The 26296-nt window shown below is 61.1% G+C and carries 17 protein-coding genes; 7 read left to right on the forward strand and 10 right to left on the reverse strand.

Translation table 11 applies throughout. The annotated features are described in order from the left end of the window. The first annotated feature begins 336 nt into the window (after positions 1–336). A complete protein-coding gene (locus tag PPP56_RS09430) occupies positions 337–1776 on the forward strand; it encodes a lysophospholipid acyltransferase family protein (RefSeq protein WP_353563791.1) in 1440 nt (479 codons plus the stop codon). Positions 1777–1797: 21 nt separating this feature from the next. Here PPP56_RS09430 and PPP56_RS09435 read toward each other — a convergent pair whose 3' ends face one another. Further along, positions 1798–2298 carry a hypothetical protein gene (locus tag PPP56_RS09435; protein WP_353563792.1) on the reverse strand — a complete coding sequence of 167 codons (501 nt, stop codon included), beginning with the start codon at positions 2296–2298 and terminating at the stop codon, positions 1798–1800. A 297-nt stretch (positions 2299–2595) separates the two neighbouring features. On the opposite strand from PPP56_RS09435, the gene PPP56_RS09440 reads away from it, so the two are divergent. Beyond that, positions 2596–4407: an acyl-CoA dehydrogenase family protein gene (locus PPP56_RS09440; RefSeq protein ID WP_353563793.1), complete on the forward strand. Its 1812-nt coding sequence runs from the start codon at positions 2596–2598 to the stop codon at positions 4405–4407. Positions 4408–4446: 39 nt separating this feature from the next. On the opposite strand, the gene PPP56_RS09445 is transcribed toward PPP56_RS09440, so the two are convergent. Then, positions 4447–7890: an ankyrin repeat domain-containing protein gene (locus tag PPP56_RS09445; protein ID WP_353563794.1), complete on the reverse strand. Its 3444-nt coding sequence runs from the start codon at positions 7888–7890 to the stop codon at positions 4447–4449. A 471-nt stretch (positions 7891–8361) separates the two neighbouring features. Here PPP56_RS09445 and zigA point away from each other — a divergent pair, with 471 nt between their 5' ends. The 4 genes from zigA to PPP56_RS09465 all read left to right on the forward strand — a co-directional run bounded on the left by zigA (position 8362) and on the right by PPP56_RS09465 (position 12183). Beyond that, the gene (gene zigA, locus PPP56_RS09450; protein ID WP_353563795.1) at positions 8362–9561 is read left to right on the forward strand and encodes a zinc metallochaperone GTPase ZigA; all 1200 of its coding nucleotides are present in this window, start codon (positions 8362–8364) and stop codon (positions 9559–9561) included. A gap of 238 nt (positions 9562–9799) precedes the next feature. Beyond that, positions 9800–10411 (forward strand): riboflavin synthase, encoded by a 612-nt coding sequence (locus PPP56_RS09455; RefSeq protein ID WP_353563796.1) that lies wholly within the window; start codon positions 9800–9802, stop codon positions 10409–10411. An 80-nt stretch (positions 10412–10491) separates the two neighbouring features. After that, the gene (locus PPP56_RS09460; protein WP_353563797.1) at positions 10492–11196 is read left to right on the forward strand and encodes a J domain-containing protein; all 705 of its coding nucleotides are present in this window, start codon (positions 10492–10494) and stop codon (positions 11194–11196) included. Between the two features lie 195 nt (positions 11197–11391). Further along, positions 11392–12183, forward strand: a complete 792-nt coding sequence (locus PPP56_RS09465) for a hypothetical protein (RefSeq protein ID WP_353563798.1) — start codon at positions 11392–11394, stop codon at positions 12181–12183. Positions 12184–12278: 95 nt separating this feature from the next. Here the strand turns inward: PPP56_RS09465 and ppsA are convergent, their stop codons facing one another. The 6 genes from ppsA to PPP56_RS09495 form a co-directional block, all read right to left on the reverse strand. Then, positions 12279–14717 (reverse strand): phosphoenolpyruvate synthase, encoded by a 2439-nt coding sequence (gene ppsA, locus PPP56_RS09470; protein ID WP_502912571.1) that lies wholly within the window; start codon positions 14715–14717, stop codon positions 12279–12281. A 229-nt stretch (positions 14718–14946) separates the two neighbouring features. Beyond that, the gene (locus PPP56_RS09475) at positions 14947–16785 is read right to left on the reverse strand and encodes an efflux RND transporter periplasmic adaptor subunit (protein WP_353563799.1); all 1839 of its coding nucleotides are present in this window, start codon (positions 16783–16785) and stop codon (positions 14947–14949) included. A gap of 75 nt (positions 16786–16860) precedes the next feature. After that, on the reverse strand, positions 16861–18210 hold the full coding sequence (locus PPP56_RS09480; protein ID WP_353563800.1) for a TolC family protein: 1350 nt from the start codon (positions 18208–18210) through the stop codon (positions 16861–16863). A 59-nt stretch (positions 18211–18269) separates the two neighbouring features. Further along, on the reverse strand, positions 18270–21941 hold the full coding sequence (locus PPP56_RS09485) for an efflux RND transporter permease subunit (protein ID WP_353563807.1): 3672 nt from the start codon (positions 21939–21941) through the stop codon (positions 18270–18272). Positions 21942–22254: 313 nt separating this feature from the next. Beyond that, entirely contained in the window at positions 22255–22671 is a 417-nt protein-coding gene (locus PPP56_RS09490; RefSeq protein WP_353563801.1) for a cupredoxin domain-containing protein, read from the reverse strand. 132 nt (positions 22672–22803) lie between these two features. After that, complete coding sequence (locus PPP56_RS09495; protein WP_353563802.1) at positions 22804–23265, reverse strand: hypothetical protein; 462 nt, start codon at positions 23263–23265, stop codon at positions 22804–22806. 190 nt (positions 23266–23455) lie between these two features. Here PPP56_RS09495 and PPP56_RS09500 point away from each other — a divergent pair, with 190 nt between their 5' ends. Beyond that, positions 23456–23902: a DUF411 domain-containing protein gene (locus PPP56_RS09500; protein WP_353563803.1), complete on the forward strand. Its 447-nt coding sequence runs from the start codon at positions 23456–23458 to the stop codon at positions 23900–23902. 103 nt (positions 23903–24005) lie between these two features. Here the strand turns inward: PPP56_RS09500 and PPP56_RS09505 are convergent, their stop codons facing one another. Together PPP56_RS09505 and PPP56_RS09510 are read right to left on the reverse strand one after the other, a co-directional pair. After that, positions 24006–25859, reverse strand: a complete 1854-nt coding sequence (locus tag PPP56_RS09505; RefSeq protein ID WP_353563804.1) for a BatD family protein — start codon at positions 25857–25859, stop codon at positions 24006–24008. A 168-nt stretch (positions 25860–26027) separates the two neighbouring features. Further along, the coding region (locus PPP56_RS09510; RefSeq protein ID WP_353563805.1) for a hypothetical protein at positions 26028–26296 on the reverse strand (269 nt) is incomplete at its 5' end.

Below are 26296 nucleotides of genomic sequence, written 5' to 3' on the forward strand. Positions count from 1 at the left end.
CCCCTTGGCCAAGGGGGAGAAACCCGTAGGGAGAGGGGGTTCGGAAAGAAAGAGCTGCTGCATTCAATCGCTTTATCATTTAGCGTCTATCCACTACCAACTTCGCGTGCGCCGTTCGTGTATGCAAGAAGGCTCAATGTGGGGACGGATCAACGGATACCCACGCAAGGACGAAACCTGCGGGGTAATGCTGGTCCGGGGTCTTGCAGAGAAGCGACCCCGCAACGGAGCAACCGGACTTGCCATCACAGATCGCCTGCTCATAGAGGCGGCACCCCACATCGAGGCATCAGTATACCGTCTGTACGCCGGCTTTCATCCTTGCCACACCGAAGCATGACCCTGTACAGCATTCTGGTGCGCCTGCTCCGGTTTATTAACCACCTGTACTTTGTAGACGTGCGCGCGGCGGGTCGTGAGCGGGTGCCCGACGACGGTCCGCTCCTGCTGGCGGCCAACCATCCGGGCTCGATCCTCGACACGGTGCTCATGACCACGCAGATTCCGCGTCCGATTCGCTTTCTGGCGCGGAGCGGCCTCTTTCGCTTTCCGCCCCTGGCCGCGTTCTTTCGGCAGATGGGCGCCATTCCTATTTACCGCTCCCACGAAACCGAGCAGGCCAGCGCCCGCAATCGCGATGTCTTCGAGAAAGTGTATGAGCTCTTTGAGTCTGGCGGATGCGTGGGCATCTTCCCTGAAGGGCAGAACTCGCCCAGCGACCAGGTCGCGCCGCTTCGTACCGGGGCTGCCCGCATGGCGCTGGGCGCCGAGGCCCGAAACGACTACGCGCTGGGACTGACGATCGTGCCGGTGGGTATCAACTTTGAGAGCCGCGAACTGCTCACGGCTGCCGTGCTGCTTCAGTTTGGGTCGCCCATTCGCGTAGCTGACTATGCCGACCTGCACCGCTCGGACCCGCAGGTCGCTATCGCGAAGCTTACGAACGACCTGCAGGCGGCGCTGCGGCGACAGGCCATCCACATTGAAGACCGACGCACGGGGCAGTTGGCCGACGACCTGTACGACGTGCTGGGTGAGGAGGTAGCCACCCATCTCACCGAACAAGATCCGCGCAGCACCCCTCCTACACCGTCGCGCTTGCGGCGCTGGCTGCGCGCGCTCATGCGCTGGTATCAGCGCACTACGCCTGCGTCCAGCTACGCGTTCGAGATGCGCATGCACAGCCGTAAGTACATCTACGACGTGCTACATGCTGCTCTGCAGCGCACCCCTACAGCGGTGGAGCGGCTGCGCACCCGTGTTGAGCAGTACAAGGATTATCTGAACCAGACGAACTTGCGCGATGCACTCGCCCACTCGTTTGAAGAACCGGTCCGCGAGCGCCTCCTCCGGCTGCGCATGACGCTGTACGCCGTGCTCATGGCCCCGATTGTCGCTTTTGGGCTGGTCCACAACGCGGTGCCGTATCTCTTCACAAAGCTCACTGCGCAGCGCTTCGACGACGAGGCCGTGCGTGGATTTGCCTATTTCGTGCTGGGGCTTTTTTCGTTCAGCCTCACGTACACGGGTATCGGGCTTGGGCTCTGGTACTATACCGATCTGTCGTGGGTACAGCGCCTGGCCTATGTGGCTGCGCTTCCGCCAACCGGGTTTTCTGTGCTTAGCTATCGGCGCAACATGGTGCTCTACCGCGACCGTATTCTGGTGCGTACCTTCTTCTGGCGCGACGACGACCTGCTGGCGCTCCTTCGCGAGCAGCGGGCCGCTATCGCCCGACGGTTTCGCGAACTGACGAATCAAGTAGAAACATCGTAAGCGGCCCACGGCAGCACTCTGTTACTCCTCCGCTGCTTCCTGATGCGTCTGGTGCCAGCCCGCAACCAACTGTGCTGCCTCGTCGGGCATGAGTCCGAACAGTTTGATGCTGCGCGCGGCCCCGTGTATCGAAAAGACCTGTGCCGCGTAGCGCACGCGATCGTCCATCACGACCACGAGATGCGGCGCCTGGTGGCCCTGCAAGAGCGCGCGCAGCTCCTCTTGCTGCGCAGCACCGGGCACGCCCGTAAGCACCGGCTGCCCGTTCTCGATGCGAAACGTAAGCTGCTCCCAGGCCTCTGGTCGGACGGTAACCGCATCGGGGCTAACCCACAGGGGCGCGTTGCCGTGCGGCTGCGCTTCGGCCTCAACGCGAGTCCAGCCCTCGCGCGCCTCGTCGACAGCCGCGTGCACATGCACTACTGTCGAGTCGACACTTCCCTCAGAACCCAAGGCCGTGTCTGCATCGTGCATAGGCACCCCGAATCCGAGTACAAGCGATGCAAGAAGAATAGTGTACATAGCACATGCGGTCATTGCTCAAAAGGATGGGCGAACGTATCTCTTCTGCACGGTGCCATACGGACGTGTTGCCGGGGCGGTTGGTTGCACGGAGCGTTAGCCCCCCTCGACTCGGCACTGCAATCTGCACTGCTGTCTGCACTACAAGCTGTTTGTACTACAATACGCAAGCCAGCGCATCCCGCCTGATCGGAGGGCACTTGAAAGCGCTTTTCGCATTATGTATAACGTAGCACAGACCTATTTGTCCTGCGCCTGAGCCGTCTTTTCTTTCCAACGTTCCCCAGCATAGTCATTATGGATACGACCGCCGTCGACACCACGCAAGCTCCCCCCGATCTCGAAAACCAGTACACCGACGACCGGGTGCTTACCAGCTACTTAAAACGGGCCGTCCCCAAGGATGTACGCGCCGATATCGAAGAGTCGCTGCACACGCTCGGTGCCCGTGCCGGCGGCGACCTTTATGCGCTACAGCAGTCCGATCGGCGCAACGAGCCTACGCTCACACGGTGGAGCGCCTGGGGCGAACGCATCGATGAGATTTCGGTGACCGACGTCTGGCAGACCGCCGCTCCTATCGCCGCGCGCTACGGACTTATAGGGCTGCCGTACGAGGCCCCCTACGGCGCGCATAGTCGCCCGATTCAGTTTGCGCTGGCTCACCTGTTCATCCCCTCGACCGACATGTACGGGTGCCCGCTTGCTATGACCGACGGCGCGGCGCGCACGCTGCTTGCCTCCGGCAACGAAGCACTGATCGACGAAGCCGTGCCCCACCTCACCAGCCGCGACCCGGAATCGGCTTGGACCAGCGGGCAGTGGATGACAGAGCTCTCGGGTGGGTCGGATGTCGGGCGTGCGCTCACAACAGCACGCCAGGACGACGACGGCGCCTGGCGCCTCTACGGACGCAAGTGGTTTACCAGTGCAATTACGGCCAACATGGCGCTGGCGCTGGCACGTCCAGAAGGCAATCCGGACGGTGGAAAGGGGCTGGCGCTCTTCTACGTGCGCATCCGCACCGACGACGGTGCGCTGCAGCCGGGTCTGAAGGTGCTACGCCTCAAAGACAAGCTGGGGACGCGCAAGCTGCCCACGGCCGAGCTGCATCTGGACGGCGTGCGGGCCGAGCCCGTGACAGAGCTCAAGCGCGGCACGCGGCACATCTCGCCGATGCTGAACATCACGCGCACCTGGAACGCCGTAACCGCTACAAGCTTTATGCGCCGCGCCATTGCGCTGGCGCGCGACTATGCCACCAAGCGCACGGCCTTTGGCAAACCGCTCATTGACCAGCCGTTGCATCAGGACACGCTCGCGCAGATGCAGAGCACGTACGAGGGCGCGTTTCACCTGTCGTTTCGGGTAGCTGAGCTGCTGGGCCGCACCGAAAACGAGGCCGCTTCTGATACCGACCAAGCCCTGCTTCGCCTGCTTACTCCTGTAGCCAAACTTCTTACGGCCAAGCAGTGCGTATCCCTGACCAGCGAGGCCATGGAGGCGTTTGGCGGGGCCGGCTACGTTGAAGACACCGGCATTCCACAGATTCATCGGGATGCGCAGGTGCTGCCCATCTGGGAGGGCACAACCAACGTGCTATCTCTCGACCTGCTTCGTGCCGTGAAGCACGTAGGCGGCATCGACCCGCTGTTCGACGAGTTCAAGCGCTGCATGGATACCCTTTCGGCGCCCCGACTGGTGCCGCCTATGAAGCAGGCAGCGCAGGCGCTGAAGCACGCCCGGCAGTGGCTTGGCCGCACGCATGCATCCGACAACGACGACCTGGTGCAGAGCGGCGCGCGGCGCTTTGCCATGACCGTTGGGCGCGCCCTGGAGGTCGCGCTTACAGTGCACCACGCCCAGTGGGCCCTCGACCATGAAAACGATGGGCGCCCGGCCGAGGCCGCTGTGCGCTTGGCTCAGCATGGAATCGACCGGCTGCATAAGGTTGACCCGCACGGCGCCCATGTGCTTGCCCACGACTACAACTGCCCAACGCTCTTTGAATGCCACACCGGAACGCCAGACAGGACAGACAGCGAGGCTCCCGTGCCTACCGCCTCGCCGTCTGAGGTCACGCCTGAACAGGTGCTATCGGATGCGTAGCCGTATTGCTCCTGAAGACAGCCGGATGCTTTACGTCAATTAGGCACGCTTCAAGCGGCGGGCGGCTTCTGAGGTGTCATCGCTAATCAGGTCGAGCGGTGTTTCGCCAGCATCGGTACGCCGTTTTGCGTCGGCGCCGTGCTTTAGAAGCACCTTCACCGCCTCAGCCGAATCGTCTTCAGCCGCCACATGCAACGGGGTTCGACCTGATGTATCAGTGGCCTGCACATCGGCCCCGTGCTCGATCAGTACACCGACGGTGCGTAGGCCATCGCTCCATATGGCACTGTGGAGCGGGGTGCGTTCGAACGTCGCGTCGCGTGACTCCGTGTCGGCGCCCGCTTCGAGAAGGAGCCCGGCAGCGTCTGCTGCATCATACCAGGCGGCTACGTGGAGTGGGGTCTGCTCTTCATCGTCGCGCGCGTCGACCTCAGCACCGGCATCGAGCAGCAGGCGGACGATCTCGGTAGCGTTGCTGCTGGCCGCGGCATGCAGCGAGGTTCGCTGCTCCATATCGGCCTGTTGCACATTGGCACCTGCTTCAAGAAGAAGCGTGGCGGACTCAAGCGCACCCTCGCTGGCTGCAATGGCCAGCGGTGTTGCCCCGGCATCGTCTTGCTGGTCGATAGCGGCTCCTGCATCAAGCAACAGCTCGATGAGTGCCCGTGCGTTGTTACGCGCAGCAATGTGAAGCGGTGTGCGTTCAAATGAGCTGTCGGGAAGGTCGGGATCGGCGCCGGCATCAAGCAGGATTGACGCAACCGCTTCCGACTCGTTCCACACAGCTACATACAGCGGGCTACGCCCAAGCTCTGGACTGCGACTATCCGCGTCGGCGCCGGCGTCGAGAAGTGCCTGTACGGCTTCGGCGGCTCCGACGCGGGCTGCTACATGGAGAGGTGCGTAGCCATCTTCGTCGATCACGTCGAGCGCAGCCCCATGGTCGACCAGCATTTCGATTGCAGCCGCATCGTTGTGGCGCGCAGCGATATGAATCGGGGTGCGCCCTTCGTTGTCGACTGCATTGGGGTCGGCCTGCCCTTTTAGCAGCTGATGCAGGGCCTCATCAGCCTCGTTATCGGCGGCCAGGTGGAGCGGGGTCTGCCCTTGTGCATCGGCCACCTGGGTGCTGGCCTTGTAGCGTAGCAGTGTACGCACAATGGTCCCAGCGTTCAGGCTGGCTGCGGTATGCAACGGCACGCGCTCAGAGCGGTCGGGCAGTTCAGAGTTGGCTCCGGCTTCAAGCAGTTCGCGCACGGCCTCGTTCGCCTCTTCCCAAACGGCAACGTGTAACGACGTGCGCTCAAATTCTGTATCGCGCGCATCGACCGGCGTCTTGGCTTCTATCAGGAGCTGGATAGCCCCTTTCGCATTGCGACGCGCAGCAGCATGCAAAGGCGTCTCGCCGTTTTTGTCCGTCGCGGTTGAGTCGGCCCCATGATCCAGCAGCGTGGCAATGGCATCCACAGCATCGGCAGCGGCTGCAGCATGCAGAGGAATCTGCCCGGAAAAGTGTCCGGGCACATTGACCGGCGCATCTTCCCTGATGAGCAGCTTGATCGCCTCAACGGCGTTGCCATCAGCCGCAACGTGCAGGGGCGTGTAGTCGTTGTCGTGCTCGGCCTCAAATGTTGCTTCGTGCTCCAGCAGCGCGTTCAGCGTATCGGTGGCATTGGTACCGGCCGCCACGTGCATGGGCCGCCAGCCTTTGGCATCAAACACATGGGGGTTGGCCCCCTTCTCAATGAGCATCACGACTGCTTCGACGGCATCGGCTTGTGAGGCCGCGTGAAGGGGGGTGCGCCCTTCCTGGTTGGCTGTGTCGGGGGCAAGTCCATGGCTGAGTAGTGCCGCCAGCGCGTCGCAGGCGTTGCGGTTGGCCGCAACATGAAGCGGCGCGTATCCTGACTCGCTAAAGTGATTGGCGTTGGCCCCGTTCTCCAGCAGCACCTCAATCACCTCGACAGCATCGGTCTGTGCGGCAGCATGAAGCGGCGTACGGCCCTGCGTATCGGTTGTGTCGGGGTCGAGTCCGCTTTCGATGAGCGAGGCAACAGCCTCCGGGTCGTTTCGATACGCGGCCTTATGCAGGGGCAGATAGCCGCCGCTATCGGCGGTCTCCGCATCAGCCCCGCCCTTAAGCAGCGCCGTAATGGAGTCGGTCGACGACTGGTCTACAGCGCGGTGGAGGGCCGTGCGCCCCTGCAGGTCGCGCCGGTGCGGACTCGCGCCGCCCTCAAGCAGCGACGTCACGACCGCGGCATGGTCGTTATCGACGGCCAGGTGGAGCGGCATGAGTTCGTCGTCGTCGACGGTGTGGGGGTCGGTTTCGTGTTTGAGAAGCGCGCGAACAGCCTCGTTGGCCCCTGCGACGGCGGCAGAGTGCAGCGGGGTGCGTCCGTTCGCACCACGGCGATGCGGGTCAACCCCGCGCTCGATGAGCAGCTCCACCGCATCGGCTGCATTGGCACGGGCTGCCCGGTGCAGCGGTGCATCTCCGGACTCGTCACGCTGGTATGTATCTACACCATAGTCAAGAAGTAGCTTCATAAAGGCGACCTTGTTCTGCTCTGCCGCGCTGTGTAGAGGCGTACGACCGGCGTTGTCGGTCGTGTTGGTATCGGGGTCCTTTTCGAGCAAGAGCTCAAGGGCCGATGCGGCATTGGCGCCGATGGCCCGATGCAGCGGCGTGCGGCCCGATACATCGCGCCGGTGCAGGTCGGCTCCGCTTTCCAGAAGTACCGTAATGATTTCTGTCGCATCCTGGTCTACGGCCCGATGTAACGGGGTGCATCCCTCATCATCTTTCTGGTTGGGCTTTGCCCCGCCAGCAACGAGCGCCCGAATTGCATCGGGGGTCTCGGTTGCCACGGCAAGCTGCAGCGACGAAAGCGTTTCACGGGTACGCACGTCGGGGTCAGCCCCTGCGTCTAAGAGCACCTCGATCACCGAAGCCGCGTTTGCCTCTACGGCACGGTGCAGCGGCGTGCGCTCGTCCTCGTCGCGCTGATGCAGGTAGGCGTCTCCTGCGAGCAGCGCGGCTGCCACGTCGGCAGCATCTTGCTTCGCCGCCCGGTGTAGCAGCACCTGACCTGCGTCCAATTTCTCGTTCGGGTCGGCTCCGCCTTCCAGCAGGGCCTCTACAGCAGCAGCGGATTCCGACTCGACAGCCGCCTGCAGGGCCTCTTGCAGCGCGGCCTGCCCCATGTCGTGGTCGCCGTGCAACACCGCACGGCATACCGAGGCTGCATCGGCCCGCGCCGCTTCTATGAGAAGCTTTTTGCATGGCCCCTCTGCAAACGCGTCCGCCGCCTCGCTCAGATTACCGTTCAGGGCAGATTCCACAGCGGGCCAGTCTACGCTGCTCCACTTGATCGAGGTAGCCGACGCACTGCGCCACGACGCCGCTCCTTTCACACCGAAGTGCTGATAGAGCGTGTTCGGCATGTCTGAGGCGTCGGTAGAGGAGGTTGAGTTCGCCATAGTTACGTTGGGACATTCAGTGGGCATAGAGTAGCGAAGCATGGTGCGCGGCCATACCTCTCAGTACAGTCAGTAGTAGGTCTCATTGCGGATAAGCACAGACCGAACGAGACTGCCGGTTGGTCTGCCTTTGCCACGCGCCGGCCATGAGCAGATTTAGCGCCTGTTTTGATTTCTTACTTTGAAGCCCCCAGGTGTACTTCTTCCCTGATAGTCGGGCTGCTCCGAGCGGCAGCGCTGGGCTCTTGCCTATAAACGAAAACTAAACAGGCTTCTAAGTTTAACGGGGACACTTTACACATTGCAAGGCACACACATCATCGCAAAAATAGTACCCATATACAACACATCCGCTTGAAAACTACCACGAATCCGCTACCCTCACGCTTCAGGCCCCCACATGCAACATACACATTACGTGTGTATTACATAGGGTACTCTGATTATATTCTGTATTTAATGCCCTGTGATATGGCGCGTCTACCCGTTACCGTGCTTTCCGGCTACCTTGGCGCTGGAAAGACCACCCTCCTTCACCACATCCTGCACAGCGATCATGGCAAGCGCATCGCCGTCATCGTGAACGACATGTCTGAGGTGAACGTGGATGCCGCACTCGTTGAGGGCGACGAGGTGGGTGTTACCCGTGCTGATGCGAACCTGGTCGAGATGTCGAACGGATGCATCTGCTGTACCCTGCGCGAAGATCTGCTTGTGGAGGTGAAGCGCCTGGCCCAGAAGGGGCACTTCGACTACCTGGTGGTCGAGTCGAGCGGGATCTCAGAGCCTATGCCGGTAGCGGTGACCTTCGATTTTTCGGATGAGCACGGCGATACGCTCTCGTCGTTTGCTCGCCTCGACACCATGGTCACCGTTGTGGATGCCGAGCGCTTTCCGAGCGACTTCAACTCGACGGAGCGCCTGCACGATCGCGATCAGGAGGTCGATGCCGACGACACGCGCTCTATCGTTGATCTGCTCGTGGATCAGGTGGAGTTTGCTAATGTGATTCTGCTCAACAAAACCGATCTGGTCGATGACACGCAGATCGACTATCTGACGGGCGTGCTGCGAAGCTTGAATCCGGACGCGGAGATCATTCCTACCACGTATAGCCAGGTGCCCCTCGACCGGGTGCTCGACACCGGACAGTTTGACCTGGAGGCAGCTCAGGAAATGCCGGGCTGGCTGAAGGAGCTGCATGGCGAGCATATTCCAGAGACCGAAGAATACGGCATCGGCAGCTTTGTGTACCATGCCCGCCGGCCGTTTCACCCACAGCGGTTCTGGGACGCGCTGCATGGCTCCTGGCCGGGCGTTATTCGCGCGAAAGGGTTCTTCTGGCTGGCAACGCGTATGCAGCAGGTCGGCGAGCTCTCGCAGGCCGGACGCCTCCGCGACTTTCGTCCGGCAGGATACTGGTGGGCAGCTGTGCCTGAAGCGCGCTGGCCCGACAGTCCGGAGCTGCGTGCCGACATCGAGGCGCGCTGGGAGCCCGACATCGGAGACCGGCGCCAGGAGCTCGTGTTCATTGGCGTAAACATGCCCGAGGCTGACCTGCGGGCCCAGCTGGATGCGTGCCTGCTCACCGAGGCAGAGATGGAGCAGCTTCTCACCGGCGACCTGACGCTCCACGATCCGTTCCCGGCCTGGCAGATGGCAGATGCATAGCCCGGCAGATGCATATAGTCCTGCTGACAGTCCTGCTGACAGACTGCTGGCAGAGCTTGTAGAGCCGTATACGGACGGAATGTGCTGCGCGCATCCTGTTTACCGTAAAGCGACTGGCTGTTCGCGCGCGAGTTCACACTATCGTTGAAGCCCTGGCGATCTCTATTTGGCTGCGGGCGTAGCATGAAGGCATTCGCTTTCGCATCCTTCTGCCCCTGTAGAGCCCCCATATACGCTTATGTTTACTGGTATTGTTAAAGACGTTGGACAGATCACAGAGATTGAGGACCTCGGTGGCGGCATCCGGTTTACCATTCGCAGTCGGTTTGCGCCGGAGCTGAGCATAGACGAGAGTATTTCGGTAAACGGCGCCTGCCAGACGGTTGTGGCGGCTGACGACGAGACGTTTGCGGTCGACTCGATTGAGGAAACGCTGCGGAAGACCACGTTCAGCACACTGTCGGTGGGCGACCCGGTCAACCTGGAGCGCCCGCTCAAGGCCGGCGGGCGCCTCGACGGGCATTTTGTGCAGGGGCATGTGGACGCGACGGGGACGATTACGGAGGTGGAGCGTGAGGATACGGACTGGCTCTACACGGTGTCGTTTCCGGATGCGTTTCAGCGCTACTTGATTCCGGTCGGCTCTATTACGATCGACGGCATTAGCCTGACGGTGGCGCGCATTGGAGAGGGCACGCTGACGGTCGCTATTATTCCGCACACCTACGAGCACACGATCGTATCGGATGCCTGGACGGAGGGCGCCGCGGTGAATCTGGAGTTTGACATGCTTGGGAAATACGTGGTCGGGTTTATGGAGGAGAAGGAGCGTGCTGAGACGGATCTGTAGGTCTGCCGGCTCGTTAAGATTACGTGTGGAGCCGTTCGATGTGTCTTCTTTCGTATGTCATATCTGCGAACATACCCGGTATGCCGACCTCTCGCTATCGTACCTGTCCCGACAATCCGTACCACGTGCTGGGCGTGCCGCCCGATGCGAGCCAGCGTGCCATTAAACGGGCTTTTCGAAAGCGTGCCCTGGAGTGCCACCCCGACCGGGCAGCAGCTGGCGAGGAAGCAGCCTCTACCGAGGAGTTTGTACGCGTACGTGAGGCGTTCGATGTGCTCAGCGACCCGGCATCCCGGCGTCGGTATGACGAACGGCGCGCGGCTCGACGCCGGCGATCGCGTCGGCGAGCACATCCACCGAATGGGGCTGCTCCGTCTGCATCGAACGGGCGCTCGTCGTCGCGCTGGCGGCGTGCGCAGCGCAAGGGCCGCGAGCATGCCGATCGCCGGGCACGTCGCTATGCCCGGCGCCGTGAGGGCGGACGATTCGCCCGAGCCTGGCGCAATGAGGAGACGCCCAATGTGTGGGTAGGGCCCATGTCGGAACGCATCAATGGGCTCTCGCGCAAGCACGACCTGCTACACCAGCATCACCGTACGGTTGTGCCTGCAGGGGGCATACTGGGAGCGGTGGTCTTTCTGTCGAACCCGACCATCATCCATACCACCGGGTCGCTCCTTGTTGATCTTGCGCTCTGCGTGTTTATCAGCGCGGCCTGTGGATTTGCCGTGAGCATGCTGGTGGGCGTGGCTCACATGCTGTTTCAGGAACGTCGTGCCGCATAATCTATTTTCGCTTCTTGTATTGATGGCGCGTCTGTCTGACCGACCATAAAGGCATGTGCCGTGTGTTGCTCTTTCCTGATGCCTCCTTCATCTGCTATGGAAAGCCCCTTCCAACGGAGCGCCCAACGAAGCGCTCAACCGAGCGCTGCTCGGGCATGCATATTTGCAGCCGCTTTTCTACTGACTATCCTGGCCATGGACGCCCCTGTCTACAGCCAGTCTTCTCCATCTCCTGAAGACCCGGTGCTCACGACGCATGAGCTGCTCATGGAGCGCGTTCTCTCTATCTCAGCGGATGCACAGTTGCATAGCCGTCTCACAGCGCTGGAACGCGAGCGCGATACAGGCGAGTTTGTACGCATCATGGAAGAGCTGGAGGCGCTGTCTGCTGCCTTTCCTGATAACGGCGAAGTGCTGTGGCGACTGGCGCGCACCCGCACCGATGTGGCCGAGCGCGAGCCTAACGAGGAGCGCCGCGAAGCGCTGCTGCGCCAGTCCCTGACCGATGCTGAGCGTGCGGTAGAGCTGCTACCGGAGCACTCCAACGCCCACCTTACCAAAGCCGTTGCCGCCGGGCGGACGGCGCTCGTAGCGGGTACCCGCGAACGGGTCGAGCTCTCGCGTACGGTGTACTCTTTTGCGAATCGTGCCATCGAACTCGACCCACAAAACGATCTCGCCTATCATGTACGCGGACGCTGGGCCTACGAGGTGGCCGGCCTGGGATTTGTGGCGCGCCGCATTGTGCAGATCGTCTATGGCGGGCTTCCCAGCGCGTCGTATGCGGATGCGGCAGCCGACTACCAGCAGGCCATCGATCTCGAAGAGCGCGTGGTTCATCGCTTTGAACTGGGGCGCACCTATATCGAAATGGATCGCCCCGACAGTGCACGTGCCCAGTTGCAGCGTGTGCTTGACCTTCCCATCGGCGACGTTGCCGATCCGCTTTACAAAGCACGAGCGGAGCGCCTTCTCGCAAACCTGTAGCATAGTGCAACGGGACCTCCTGCTCACCCGGTGGCATTCTGCTCAGTTAACAGAGATCGGCTTCAATGGCTGCAGACCAAAGCCCAAACAGGCTCTTAGACGCCAGGAGCATGTGCTTCTACACGTACTTTCTCGGCCTGCGCTACCGCACGGATCACATCGACCACGCTGTCGGGCGTCACGGAGATCGAGTCGATGCCTGCGTCCACAAGAAAAGCCGCGAAGTCCGGGTAGTCGCTCGGCGCCTGCCCGCACAGCCCGATGGGCCGACCTGCAGCGTGTGCTCGCTCAATCACATCGGCGATCATCTGCTTAACGGCCGGTTGCTGTTCGTCGAACAGGTTCGCAAGACGGCCTGCGTCGCGGTCAATGCCCAGCACAAGCTGCGTGAGGTCGTTGGACCCGATGGAGAATCCGTCGAACCGTTCGGCAAAGTCGCGGGTCTGAACGACGTTTGACGGCAGTTCGGCCATCACGTAAACCTGTAGGTCGTTCTGACCGCGCACAAGCCCCTCGTCGGCCATCACGGCAAGCACCCTGTCGGCTTCTTCGGGCGTTCGGCAGAACGGAATCATCACCACTACATTTGTAAAGCCCATCTCCTCGCGGACCCGGCAGATTGCCGCGCATTCGAGCGCAAAGCCCGCCCGGTACTCTTCATGGTAGTACCGGGACGCGCCCCGCCATCCGAGCATCGGGTTGTCTTCTACCGGCTCGAACGCCTTGCCGCCAATCAGGTCTGCATACTCGTTTGTCTTGAAGTCGCTTGTGCGCACGATCACTGGTTCAGGATACTGCGACGCGGCAATGGTGGCAATGCCGCGTGCCATGCGATCAACGAAGTACTCGCGCTTGTCGCTAAAGCCCTGGGTGAGCCGCTCGATTTCGTCACGCACCGCGTCATCCTCCAGGTCGTCAAACTGCACCAGCGCCATGGGGTGGATCTGGATGACGTTATTGACGATGTACTCAATCCGCGCAAGACCTACGCCGCGCACGGGAAGGCGCCACCACCGCAGTGCACCTGCGGGACTGGCAATGTTCAGCATGATGCGCGTCTGCACATCGGGCAGGTCTTTCAGGTCAACCTCCGTCACCTCAAAATCCAGCACGCCATCGTACACATAGCCGGTGTCGCCTTCGGCACAGGAGAGCGTTATCTCCTGATCATCACGCAGCGTGTCCATGGCATTGCCTGTGCCAACGATAGCAGGAATGCCCAGCTCGCGACTTACGATTGCAGCGTGGGAGGTGCGTCCGCCATGGTCGGTAATGATGCCCCTTGCCTTCTTCAGAATTGGCCCCCAGTCGGGATCCGTCATTGACGTTACCAGGATACGCCCCTCTTCAAACGCGTCAATGTTGTCTACGCTTTCGATCACACTGGTGCGTCCCGTCGCGATGGACTGGCCAACGCTGAGACCCGTCACGAGGGGTTCGGCCGACGCCTTAAGCTGGTACGATTTGATGGTGCTCTCGCCCACGCGGGACTGCACCGTCTCGGGGCGGGCCTGTACGATGAAGAGCTTCTCGCTTTCGCTATCGCGCGCCCACTCGATATCCATGGGCCGGTCGTAGTGCGCTTCAATGAGCTGCCCCCAGCGCGCCAGCTGCAGCGTTTCCGTATCCGTTAGTACGAAGTTAGCTCGCTCCTCTCGGGTTGTCTTGACAGTGCGCGTGGGCGTCTCCGCATCGTCGGTAAACACCATCTTTTCTTGTTGCGTGCCCCGTTGCTTACCGATGATAGGGATGCAGACCTCGTCCTCCAGCAACGGCTTGTACACCATGTACTGGTCTGGGGTGATGGAGCCTTTCACGACCGGCTCGCCAAGCCCCCAGCCTGCATCGATGACCGCAACGTCTGGAAAGCCGGTCTCGGTATCAATGGTAAACAGCACACCAGCTTTATCGGCCCGGACCATCTTCTGTACCCCGGCGGAAAGGGCAACCTCCATGTGGTCAAACCCGTGGTTTGCGCGGTAACTGATGGCACGATCGGTGAACAGCGAGGCGTAGCACGTGCGGCAGGCTTCCAGGACGTCGTCTGCGCCACGAATGTTGAGGTAGGTCTCCTGCTGCCCAGCAAAGCTCGCCTCCGGCAGATCTTCGGCGGTGGCGCTGCTACGCACGGCCACGTCTACCTCGTCGGCGTCATAGTCACGGGAGAGGTCGGCGTATGCCTCGCGGATGTCTGCTGCGATCTCTTCGGGAAATTCCCCGCTGTGGATAAGCTCGCGTATCGCCTCTCCGGCGTCAGCGAGTGATTGCTCACCTTCATCCCAGCGGGTAAGCTCCTCGCGAATAGGGGATTCCAGGTCATTGGTTTCGATAAACGCCCAATACGCGTCCGATGTCGTTGCAAAGCCGCCGGGCACGCGTACGCCCTGTGCGTGCAGGTTTTTTATCATCTCGCCCAGAGAAGCATTTTTGCCACCCACCAGTCCGACGTCTTCATTGGTGAGTTCGCGGAGCTGCCGGGTGTAGGTGTGCGAGGTTGTTCTGGCTGCTTTACGCATTGCTTTTTTGGCGTCCATGAGACATTCAGAGTGACGCCAACGTACGTCTGGGCCTCGACAGTTCATGTACAGAACGCACACGGATTGTCCCGTATAATGACATTAATCCATGTCATATCTTGCACCGTGGTCTCGTGCGTTTTTGGGTATGTTGCTTTTTGCATCTAAGCTGCGCGTAGCAGACACACACTTTCTGCGTTAGGTAGCTGATACGCGGTGTCGCTTACGTTAACTGGCTCTGGCTTCATCATCGAACATCCAGCTGCTCGATGACTTCGCCGCATCCGAGCATCGTGTCTGGCAGATAGGGGTTGCGGATCTCCTCTTCATCGCTGATCCAGTACGCTCCCTCGTTATCAAACGCCATGGGGCAGTACTGTCGGTAGGCCACGCCATCGATGCCGAAGCGCTGGATGCTGTAGGCCAGTACAAGCGAGATCGTGTTGAACTCGGCGCGGATGCCGTCCAGGCTGTCGGCATGATCCACATGGCTGAGGTGCGACTCAAGCGCGGTCAGGTCCTCCATCCATGCGTCGTGGGCGTCCGAATCGAGTAGGGACATATCGACGTCGTCGAGGGTGGCCTGTAGATCGTCAAGGCGAGCGCGGGCGTCGGATTCGTCGGAGTCGATGAGTGCATCGCGAACCGCAAGGTAGGCGCTCACAACGTCGGTCAGTTGGGCGCGAAACGCATCGGGGATCTCGTCTCGGAACGTTTCCTCGGGCGCTTCGAGGTCGTGCTCGTCTTCCGAGGCGTCCATGTCATCATGATCCATATCGTCGTGGTCCATATCGCCATGATCGTGGCCGCCGGGGGCGGCGCCGGTGCCGGGCTCGATGTTCATCATGCTACGGCGGTCGGCCAACTGAAATTCGCTATCGATGCGAAACGCGCCGTGAGTCACAACATGCTCTCCCGCTTCGAGTCCGTCGGTAATGACATAGTCGCTGCCAACGCGGGGTCCAAGTGTGACTTCGCGGGCCTCAAAGTGAGGCGTATCCGCTTCGGTGTCGTGCACGTAAACGAGCGAGCGCGGCCCTGTCCACAATACGGCGCTCGACGGTACGGTTAGTTGCTCAGCGCCCGCATCCCCCTGAATAACGCCCTGAACGAGCATATCGGGTTTCAGGTGGCCTTCCGGGTTGGATACCTCGGCACGCACCCGCACCGTGCGGCTGTCTGGATTCACCACTGGGTCGATATAGGTGATGTCTGCTTCGTGCGTATTGCTGCGCTGTCCGCGGGTGTGAAAGGTGACGGGCTGGCCGGTGCTGAGCCACTGCAGGTCTTCTTCGTACGCCTCAAATACCACCCAGAGCGCGCTCATATCGGCCACTTCGTAGAGCACCGAGCCTTCCTGCACGTACTGTTCGCGGGAGATATTGCGCTCCAGCACGATGCCGGATACGGGGGCGGTGATGCGCACCTCGGTCTGCACCTCACCAGCCGCTTCGATACGCTGAATCTCTTCTTCGGAGAGCTCCCACAGCTGTAGCTTGCGCCGAGCGGACTCTACCATTTCGGGGCGACGGTCTTCATGCTGAAGCGCCTCCAGCAGTTCGCGTTGCGCGCTGATCAGGTCGGGCGAGTAGAGGGTGCCCATGGTTTCGCCTTCGCGGATAGGGGCACCGGTGAAATCGACATTCAGGTCGCGGATCCGCCCATCGACATGCGCTGTAACGCTGGTGATGCGCCGCTCATCGACCTCTATGCGTCCGGGTAGGCGGACCTCACGCGTGGGCACTTTCTCTTCCACGCGGCTGGTTTGCACCTGGGCCAACTCGGTGGCGGTTTCGGTCATGCTAAGCATGAAGTCGCCCGTGTCCTCGGTCTGGCTGGCGGGAATCAGGTCCATGCCGCAGATGGGACACGAGCCGGGCTGCTCCTCGCGCACCGAGGGATGCATCGAGCACGTCCACACCTCGTCACTGGCCGCGTCGATATCGTTGTCGGCATGCTCAGCGTGCTCGGTGGAGGCATCGCTGGTTCCGGAATCGGAGCCTGAGCCTCCAAAAAGCAGAGAGCCCAGTAGCATTCCGGTTGCGAGCAGCGCAACACCGATCCAAATGTTGGTTCGAGTAGGCATGGGGGTGAAGGAGATTTAGAGGGTAGGGACACATCATCGTATGGGCACATCGGCGATGTGCCCGTACTTACGGGATCAGGGCGTAAAATCGGGAGCCGGGCGATCGGGGGAGCGGGCGAGCGTTTCGATTTCGACACGGGCCTGATGCTGGTCGGCCTGCGCCTCCACGATCGCCAGCGCATAGTTCAGCATCTGGCGCTGCATGCGAATAATCTCGTCGAAGGGCGTGCGTCCGGCCATATAATCTTCCCGGAGCACTTGAAGCGCCTGCGCCGCACGCGGAAGCAGCTCCTCACGATGGAGCGTAACGCGGCGCATGGCCGCCTGGTAAGCCTGCACCTCACGCTCAACGTCGGCGCGCAAGTCGCGCGCGAGCTGCTGACGCTCCTGCTGTACTCGGCGGCGCTCGGCGTGCGCCTGCTGCTGACGTGCACGGTAGGGGGCACGGAAGAGTGGCACCTGAATGGTCGCCATAAGCGCCACGCCTTCATTCATACGGTCCATCATGCGCATCTGCATGAAATCGCGCCCCATCACCTCTACGCCCAGCCCGATACGCGGGTAGCTCTCGCGCTGGGCCACCTCGGCATCGGCGCGGAAAGCATCGTCTTGAGCGGCAAAACGATCCAGATTGGGATTGCTATCGAGCACGATATCAATCAGCGCGTCGGCGTCCGGGGGGACGGTACGGTCGGCGAGTTGTAGGTCGGTGTCGGGCAGTCCTTCGGGAAGTTCAATGGAGGCGTCAGGGTCGCGGTCAAGCAGCGCGTTGAAGCGCGCCTTGATCGGGGCGCGTTCGTCGCGGAGCGTCTCCAGTTCGGTCCGCAGCTCCTCCTGCTCCATCTCGATGCGAAGCAGATCCACCTGGCCGCCCGATGCACGTCCGGTTTCGTAGCGGGTGCGGATGATCGGCTCCAGGTCGTCGAGCAGTTCAATCTGCTGCCTGGTCAGCTCCACCGTGCGCTGCGCGCGGTAGTAGTCGAAGTAGGCCGTTTGAACGTCGCGCATCAGGTCGAGCCAGGCGGCTTCAAACTGCTGCTCCTGTGCTCGGGTGCGGTGGTCGGCCGCCGCGCGACGGGCTGTGCGCGTGCCAAACCACGGAAACATCTGCATGGCGGAGACCGCAAATCGACCGGGCAGGCTGCCTTCCTGGTTGGGCGGATTCGCGAAGAACGCGAGGCTCACCTCCGGATCCGGCAATGCCCCCACCTGCGCCCGCTGATGCGACTGCGCGACCACCGCCTGGTACTGTGCTTGTAGCTGCGAATTGCTGGTGGCTGCTTGCTGGAGGTAGTCGTCGAGCGGGGTCAGCGCTTCGGCCTCGGCCTCGTCGAGCAGCGCGTCGTAGGGCGTGTCCTGAGCAGATACAGGTATGCTCAAGACAAGCAATACGAGAATCAAAAAGATCGGTATGTATTGCGTCATTTTTCGCACGGGCTTGAGTAGATCCAAGTCGCAAGGGAGCACATAGAGGGTACAGGGCATCACGGCGTGTCCAGTGTCCATTCTTTCCAGAGGGCGTAGAGCACGGGCACGAGGAAGAGAGAAAGCACCTGCACAAGCATCCCGCCGAAGATGGGCACCGCCATCGGCACCATGATTTCGCCCCCTTTTCCGGGGGTGGTCAGGATGGGAAGCAGGGCCAGCAGGGTGGTGCCGGTTGTCATCAGGCAGGGACGCACGCGGCGCATCCCGGCACGCACCGCCACGTCGCGCACCTCGGCGATGGTGGTGGGGGCCTCGCGATCAAACAGTTGCTTCAGATAGGTAGCCAGCACCACGCTGTTATCCACCGCGATGCCGAAGAGCGCCAGAAAGCCCACCCACACGGCTACGCTGAGGTTGATCGTGCCCATCTGAAAGAGGTCTCGGATCTCCGTGCCCAGGATGTTCACGTTCAGGAACCACTCCTGCCCGTAAAGCCACAGCATGACGAATCCGCCGCTCCACGCCAGCGCGATGGCCGACAGAATGATAGCGGCGGTCAGGGTGCTTCGGAACTGGAAGTAGATGAGCAGGAAGATGATGCCCAGCGTGATGGGCACGATGAGCGCCAGGCGGCTGGCCGCGCGCTGCTGGTCTTCAAATTCGCCTGCCAGCTGGTACGTCACGCCTTCGGGGAGCGTCAGATCGCCCTGTGCAATGGCGTTATCGATCGCGGCTCCTGCATTTTCGGCGGCTTCGACCGCTGAATGTCCCGACTGCGCGTCGAACGTCACGTAGTTGACCGGGAAGGTATTCTCACTGCGGATGTTCATGGGACCCTCGGCATACTCAATATCCGCAAGCTGGCCAAGGGGGATCTGGCTGCCGTCGGGAGCGGGTACGAGGATGCGGGCGATGGCGTCGGGATGGTCGCGCATTTCACGGGCATAGCGCACCCGTACCGGGTAGCGCTCGCGGCCCTCCACGGTCTGCGTAAGCGTTTCGCCACCCAGCGCAATCTCGATGACCGTCTGCACGTCATCGACGGTAAGGCCATGACGGGCAATGGCTTGCCGGTCGATGTTGATCTCCAGATACGGCTTGCCGGCGACGCGGTCGGCAAAGACCGACCCCGGACGCACGCCCTCGGCCTCGCGGATGACGTCTTCAAGCTGAATCGATACGTCGTCGATGGTGTCGAGGTCGGGGCCAAATACCTGCACGCCAATGGGCGCCCGCATGCCGGTTTGCAGCATTACAAGGCGCGTTTCGATGGGCTGCAGGCGCGGCGCCGAGGTTACGCCGGGCAGGTCGGCAGCTTGCACGATCTCGTCCCAGATGTCATCTTTCGACTGAATATGGTCGCGCCACTGTCGGTAGTAACTGCCGCGACGATCGGGGATGAGGTCGCCCTGGGCATCGCGAACGAACTCGCCGTCGCCATTCGTCTGGAAGCGCACGCGGCGCCCACGCTCATCGGTCTTGTACTCGCTGGCGTACTGGATGACGGTTTCGAACATAGAGACCGGCGCGGGGTCAAGGGCCGACTCTACGCGTCCGATCTTGCCGACCACGGTTTCTACTTCAGGGATGCTGGCCACCCGCATGTCCATGATGCGCATCTGTTCGAGGGCCTCCTCGGTGCCTGCATGCGGCATGGTCGTAGGCATCAGCAGAAACGACCCCTCGTCGAGGGTCGGCATGAACTCACGATCGAGCGCCTGCCAGCTAAACCAGGCGGCCACCAACAGGAGAAGCGGTCCCAGCAGGAAGAGCCCTTTGCGGGTCATGAGCGCGCGCAGCATGGTTTCGTAGTGGCGCTGAAACAGTAAGAAGCTGCCCAGCACAATCACGACTGCAGCCAGCACGAAGAGCAGGCTGAACACAACGGGATTTTCGGGGCCGAGCGGAAGCCACACGTCGGCGAGCAGCCATCCAATACCAAGGACGATGATCCCGACGGCGATGTAGGGCTGATACGTGCGCAGGTCGTCTGCCTCCACCCACGGTTGGCGGTCGGCAAAGAGCACGGCCAGCCCGAGCGCGCCCAGTCCCATCAGAATGAACCCGGCCCACGGCATGTAAAACAGCAGCGCAATGCCGCCAAGGAGCATCGCTGCGTTGCCTCCGATACGCATCCAGCGACGGGTTTTTGCACGGGCAAACAGCGCATGGGCAAACGGCGGAATGAGCGCGATGGTGATGACAAGCGCGGCAATCAGCACAAACGTCTTGGTCCACGCCAGCGGCCCGAACAGGCGCCCCTCCGACGCCTCCAACAAGAACACGGGCAGGAAGCTTATGATGGTGGTGGTCAGCGCGGTGATAACGGCGGGACTCACCTCGCTGGCCGCGCGGAAGATCACGTCACGGCGCGGCTCATCCTCTTCGGCTTCATCGAGATGGCTCAGCATATTCTCGGTCATGATGATGCCCATATCCACCACGGTACCGATGGAGATGGCGATTCCGGCCAGGGCCACGACGTTGGCGTCCACCCCGACGTAGCGCATCATAATGAACGCCATGAGCACCGCCACGGGCAGCAGCGCCGACACGATGAACGATGCGCGCAGATGCATCACCATGATCATGATCACGATGATGGTGATGAGGATCTGCAGGGAGAGCGCCTCTTCGAGGGTGCCGAGTGTTTCGTAGATGAGGCCGGTGCGGTCGTAGAACGGCACAATTTCGAGCTGCGACACGGTGCCGTCGTCCAGGGTCTTCGAGGGCAGCCCGGTCTGGATCTGCTCAATCTGCGCGTGGACGTTCTCGATCACCTCCAGTGGATTCTCGCCATAGCGCGCCACCACCACGCCGCCGACCGCCTCGGCACCGCCTTTGTCGAGCATGCCACGCCGCTGTGCCGGCCCAAGAGATACGCGGGCCACGTCGCGGATGCGAAGCGGGGTGTTTCCGCCACGCGCGTCAACCACGCTGTCTTCGATATCGGCCAGCGTCTCGATCTGGCCGCGTCCACGCACGATGTACTCGGCCCGGTTCATCTCAAGCGTGCGGGCGCCCACATCGCGGTTGCTCTTGCGCACGGCTTCGGCAATATCAACCACGCTGACGTCGCTTTCGCGCATGGCCATCGGATCGATGTCGATCTGGTATTCTTGCACATGCCCGCCGATGCTGGCAACCTCAGCCACGCCTTTTGCAGAGGCCAACCCATAGCGCACCTGAAAGTCCTGGATGCTACGTAGTTCGTGCAGGTCCCAGCCCCCGGTTGGATTGCCGTCTTCGTCGCGCCCTTCGAGCGTGTACCAGAAGATCTGTCCGAGCCCGGTGGCATCGGGGCCGAGTTGGGGCTGCACGCCATCGGGGAGAAGGTCGCCGGGAAGCGCGTTAAGCTTTTCAAGGATGCGCGTGCGGCTCCAGTAGAACTCGACATCTTCCTCAAAGATGATGTTGATGGTCGAGAAGCCAAACATGGAGCTGGAACGCACCGCCTCTACGCCGGGCACACCGAGCAGCTCGGTGGTTAGCGGATACGTAATCTGATCGTCGACGTCCTGCGGCGACCGACCGGACCATTCGGTAAATACGATCTGCTGGTTCTCTCCGATATCGGGGATGGCATCCACCGGCACCGGATCACGCGGAAGCACGTCGATATCCCAGTCAAACGGCGCCGTAGCCACCCCCCAGCCTACCAGCGCAAGCAAGAGCAGGGCAGCAACGAGTTTGTTATCCAGAAAAAAAGTAATGATGCGATCCGTCAACGACATAGACCTCCAGTGTTCAGTCGGGGGTGCAAATAGAGTGCGGTGTCACGCGTGAATCTTCGGGTAACGCATGGGCCTCATAGCGTACCGAGAAAAACTTCACAACCTTGTCATTGCGAGCGCAGCGACGCAATCTCATTGCTTCCAGACCGGATGCAGTTGCCCAATCAACGGCATGAGATCGCCGCGTCGGTCGCAAGCTCCCTCCTCGCGATGACAAGGTTGGACCTCTATCATTCAGGTGTGACAGCGTAAGAGGCGCAGCTTCCAGCGGGGGATCCGTTGGGGGGCACGCGCGCTCCGAGCGGGGTTACGACTGAACCATCAGCGTACCGCCGACCATGTCCATGCCGCAGGTGAAGGTAAACTCACCGTCTGATTCAGGCGTCACCTCAATGGCGACGGGTTCATTCATAGGAAGCTCGACCGGATCCACGCCCAGGTCGGGGATCGTGACTTTTTCGATGCAGGGCGACTCGCCCTTGCGTGTGAAGATGAGGCGGGTTGTCGTGCCAGACTCCAGTTGGATGTGAGCAGGCTCGTAGCCATCGTTGTGCACGGCAATCTCCACCGTGGGCACGTCGTTTTGCCCTGTTGGCTGGGCTCGATCCTCTGCGGATGGATCGTCGGATCCGCAGGCGGCAAGAAAGAGAGCCAGCGACAGAATGAGGGCAGGGGAAATAAGACGAATAAGCATAGCAATCAAAGCAAGAAGTAAACGTAGCATAGCGGGATGCGGGAGGCCACACCTTATTGGAAGGGGCCCCCAAATACGAACGTCCTGCGCTCGCCAGATGCGCCGGGGCTCAAGATAGACTCTCAACCTGGCGAGGCGACACAGGACCGTGCTACGCGATTGCTATATCAGAAATGAACTGTTGTGGATAACGAGTGATTGGCGTGCGGTAAGCGGGGGGGCACGATCAGAGAGCGGGGCGACGGTCGCGTGCTGCACGTTCGGAGCCACAGCAGCATGCAGCGATGCAGATGCTACCTGCATGTCATGCACAACGGTAGCGCGCGGATGCACTGCTTCGCTTGCAGCCTGCTGCATTTCGATGTCGCAGCACGCCTCTCCTGATACGAACACATCGGTTGGTTCAGGAGCGTGATCGGGGCAAGGGGCCGCATCATGAGCATCATGCGTGTTCTCTGCTTCACCGCTATCGGTTGGGCAGCAGCACATCAGCATTGAGGTCGTGCTTCCCTGCTGCATCATCTGAGCACACACGTGCTGTGCGATAGGCGCCAGACTGCTTAAGAGCAGCGCAGCCATCGTAAGCAGTGTGCCAATCCGGTGCGTATGGGAAAGGTGCCTCACAAAAACGTCTGGCGCTTAGTTGTAACGACGTCATAGCTTAACAAGAGAATAGAATCAGGGTTTCTTAGGCTACGGAGCCTCGTGCTTCCAGAGTCGTATAGAAGAGCACTCGCGTTATCCCATATGCAGTCCTTCTTCCATGTTCAAGAATCTTTCTTCGGGCCCCATCCTCAAAGGTTTGGTTGCTGGTATGGTGCTGGCAGCTGTTACGATATTTGCTCTGTCACAGTTTGGCATAGTCTCTGCCTCTGACGACCTCCCGCCGATGACGGTCTATCAGGATCCAAACTGCGGATGCTGCGGCGACTGGATCGATCACCTCGAAGAGAACGGCTTTGAGGTAGAAGCCGAATATCGAAGCGATATGGGCAACGTAAAGCAGCAAGCGGGCGTGCCGCAGCACCTCGGTTCGTGCCACACGGCTCTCGTTGGAGACTACGTGATTGAGGGCCATGTGCCTGCCGACGATATCAAGGCGCTGCTTCACAACGCGCCGGAAGGCATTCAGGGCCTCACTGTGCCGGGTATGCCTGTAGGATCGCCCGGCATGGAGCGCGGTGACCGGCTCGATCCGTACGACGTGCTGTCGTTCACCTCTGATGGCGCCACCCGGGTTGTTGCCAGCTATGGCAAGTAGCTGTGCAGCATCGTGTCTACGGTATTGCCCCTCACGCAAGACCGTACATTGGCGCTACGGCTGTGGACTACTGTCTGCACCAGCCAGTCTCAGCCAGCCTGGCTCAGCGGGAGGCGAGCGGCTCCGTGGGAAGCGTGGCGTCGAGATGAAGCACCAGCGTGTGCGCGGCATCGAGCGCGGCCAGCATCGAGTCGTACGAAGGCTCTGATGGACTAAACTGGGCCTGATCGCACGCTTTCAGAAGCTCTTGTGCGGTTTCGCGCACGGAAAAATCTACATCATGTGCCCTTAGCTCTTCATCAAGCATGCGGTGTGTCATCCCACGTGCTGAATGTCCGGTACGCTGCGCTACCAGTCCCACAACAGCCTGCTCCAATGCACGATAGAACGGCTTCGGATCGTTGTCGCGCAGTGCACGCTGGGCGGCATCGAGATGCTGCTGCGTTTTCTGGATGTCTGCTACAGCTACCTCTCTCGCTACCGGAGGCGTGTCATCGTCTTCCGACTTTACTCCTGCAACAAGCACAGCCCAAAGGCTACTCCATAGTCCGTAGCCCCATCCGCCGGCAATTAGCCCGGCAACTCCCAACCCGGCAATGATAACCCCCCAGGGTATCTCGTTAGACGAGGTGTGGTCTTGCAGGGGGGGCGGGTCAGCATCAGCAACCGTTTCGGAGGGCCGCTCTGGTCCAGGCTCCACACGAACCCGGGCTGCAGATGCCTCGTGGGTCACGTACGATTCCGCTTCGGGGTCGAAGTAGCTCCACTCCATCTCTGGGATAACAAATTCGGTCGGCGATCGAGGAACTACCGTATAGGTAAACGTGCGCGTGCCCTTCAGCGTGGTGCCCTCACGCTGCAGATCAACTTCCACCTCAGGGTCGAAGACATCGACGTGATCAGGGAGGTTGAGCGGTGGTGGTTCGATGCTGTAAAGGTTTCCGTCTCCCGTTATCGCAATTTGAAACGTGAGTGCGCTGCCAACCTCGACGCGATCGGGGATGCCGTTGCGCGTCCATTCAAAGCGCCCTACGGCCCCTTGAAAGGAGCCAGGAGCCCCCTCAGGGAGCGGGTTTGCCTGCACATCAACCGTTCCTGACGAGAGCAGAATTTCTTCGAACTGCCGGTGCGCACCACGCGGGCGTCCGCGTGCCGACTGGAATCCGGGAGTGGCCTCCGTTTCCACCCGTAACGGATCGATCTGAAGCATCCCTGTTTGCGTGGGAAAGGTGGCCACTCGTTTGATCACCAGATACCGGTAGGCTGCATCAACGTCTTCAGAGCGCGGCTGGCTCTCTACGGTTAGCTCCTCACGCCAGAATCCGGGCGCTTCCCAGGCATCTGCCAGCCGGCTCTGACGAAGGCGTACCCCCGGGCGATAGTACAGCCGATACTCGACCCCGAGCTGTTCGCCCACAAAGACCTCTGCATCAGCGGGCGTTACCTCAATAAAGAGATCATCACTGCTTACAAGTCCGGTAGGCGACTCGGCCTCTCGCTCCGTGATGTGAAATGGCATTCCTGAAGGCGGCTGCCCCGCGCGATTAGGGCGCGAGGACACGTCAACGTCGATAGCTCCAGTAGTGAGCTCCTGGTTTTGGATGCGCACGGTGGTGGAACGAAGCTGCGCAGCGCCAGGCCGCATGGGCCGGTAGCGCCAGGCGAAGACGACAGCACGCTCTGTATCGCTGTCCTCGCCCATGATGTACTGCTCTGTGGAGGGGGTCGTGTCCAGCAGTACGAGATTGGACGTAGCCGGCGGCTCTGGGGTGCTTATCTCCTCGAGCGCCGCTCCTCGAACTCGGATAGCATACGTAAGGCGGTCTTCAGATCCGATCGTGTGCGCATCGACACGGGCTTCGACCTGAAGAGACGACTGTGCCACGCTCAGGGGGCCGCCCAGACCAGCAAGTAGCCCAACGAGGATCAGTGCCAGAGGAAGTACGCGCGCGGCCATTGTCCGGGGGATGATGGAGTACTTTGGAGACGATTGCAGGGCGAACACACAGCACATCTCCGTACGCATAGCGAGACCGAGAGTTACAAGCAGCTACCCGGCGTTGCGGAGTCGAGTAGCACGAGACTCGGCTGCATTGGCTGCACGCAGGAACTGCGCTGCGGATCGCTATCCATCGGGCTGGGCCTCTGAGGCACGCCCGAACTGGCGCAGTGTGTGCATCAGGGGTTGATCCTGCGCGTCGAAGAGCTGCAAGAGCTGCTCGGCCTGTTCGGGGGTGAGCGTCGGCATCTCTAATGGCAGGGGGGAGTGCGAGGGCCTCTCTGGACCCGCATCGCTGTCATGCAATGGGGCGAGCGAGTCAGCTGCGTCGCGTTCCATGTCGCGATCCGGGTCAGAATGTTGGTTGCTGGCTTCGCCACGTTCAGATGAACCTG

The sequence above is a fragment of the Longimonas sp. genome (assembly GCF_040409695.1).
Taxonomy (GTDB): Bacteria; Bacteroidota; Rhodothermia; order Rhodothermales; family Salinibacteraceae; genus Longimonas.

What these genes read in the sequence shown, in the direction of transcription:
- PPP56_RS09430 (WP_353563791.1), top strand. Translation starts at nt 337, where the DNA reads ATGACCCTGTACAGCATTCTGGTGCGCCTGCTCCGGTTTATTAACCAC.
- PPP56_RS09435 (WP_353563792.1), bottom strand. Translation starts at nt 2,298, where the DNA reads ATGTACACTATTCTTCTTGCATCGCTTGTACTCGGATTCGGGGTGCCT.
- PPP56_RS09440 (WP_353563793.1), top strand. Translation starts at nt 2,596, where the DNA reads ATGGATACGACCGCCGTCGACACCACGCAAGCTCCCCCCGATCTCGAA.
- PPP56_RS09445 (WP_353563794.1), bottom strand. Translation starts at nt 7,890, where the DNA reads ATGGCGAACTCAACCTCCTCTACCGACGCCTCAGACATGCCGAACACG.
- zigA (WP_353563795.1), top strand. Translation starts at nt 8,362, where the DNA reads ATGGCGCGTCTACCCGTTACCGTGCTTTCCGGCTACCTTGGCGCTGGA.
- PPP56_RS09455 (WP_353563796.1), top strand. Translation starts at nt 9,800, where the DNA reads ATGTTTACTGGTATTGTTAAAGACGTTGGACAGATCACAGAGATTGAG.
- PPP56_RS09460 (WP_353563797.1), top strand. Translation starts at nt 10,492, where the DNA reads ATGCCGACCTCTCGCTATCGTACCTGTCCCGACAATCCGTACCACGTG.
- PPP56_RS09465 (WP_353563798.1), top strand. Translation starts at nt 11,392, where the DNA reads ATGGACGCCCCTGTCTACAGCCAGTCTTCTCCATCTCCTGAAGACCCG.
- ppsA (WP_502912571.1), bottom strand. Translation starts at nt 14,717, where the DNA reads ATGGACGCCAAAAAAGCAATGCGTAAAGCAGCCAGAACAACCTCGCAC.
- PPP56_RS09475 (WP_353563799.1), bottom strand. Translation starts at nt 16,785, where the DNA reads ATGCCTACTCGAACCAACATTTGGATCGGTGTTGCGCTGCTCGCAACC.
- PPP56_RS09480 (WP_353563800.1), bottom strand. Translation starts at nt 18,210, where the DNA reads ATGACGCAATACATACCGATCTTTTTGATTCTCGTATTGCTTGTCTTG.
- PPP56_RS09490 (WP_353563801.1), bottom strand. Translation starts at nt 22,671, where the DNA reads ATGCTACGTTTACTTCTTGCTTTGATTGCTATGCTTATTCGTCTTATT.
- PPP56_RS09500 (WP_353563803.1), top strand. Translation starts at nt 23,456, where the DNA reads ATGGTGCTGGCAGCTGTTACGATATTTGCTCTGTCACAGTTTGGCATA.
- PPP56_RS09505 (WP_353563804.1), bottom strand. Translation starts at nt 25,859, where the DNA reads ATGGCCGCGCGCGTACTTCCTCTGGCACTGATCCTCGTTGGGCTACTT.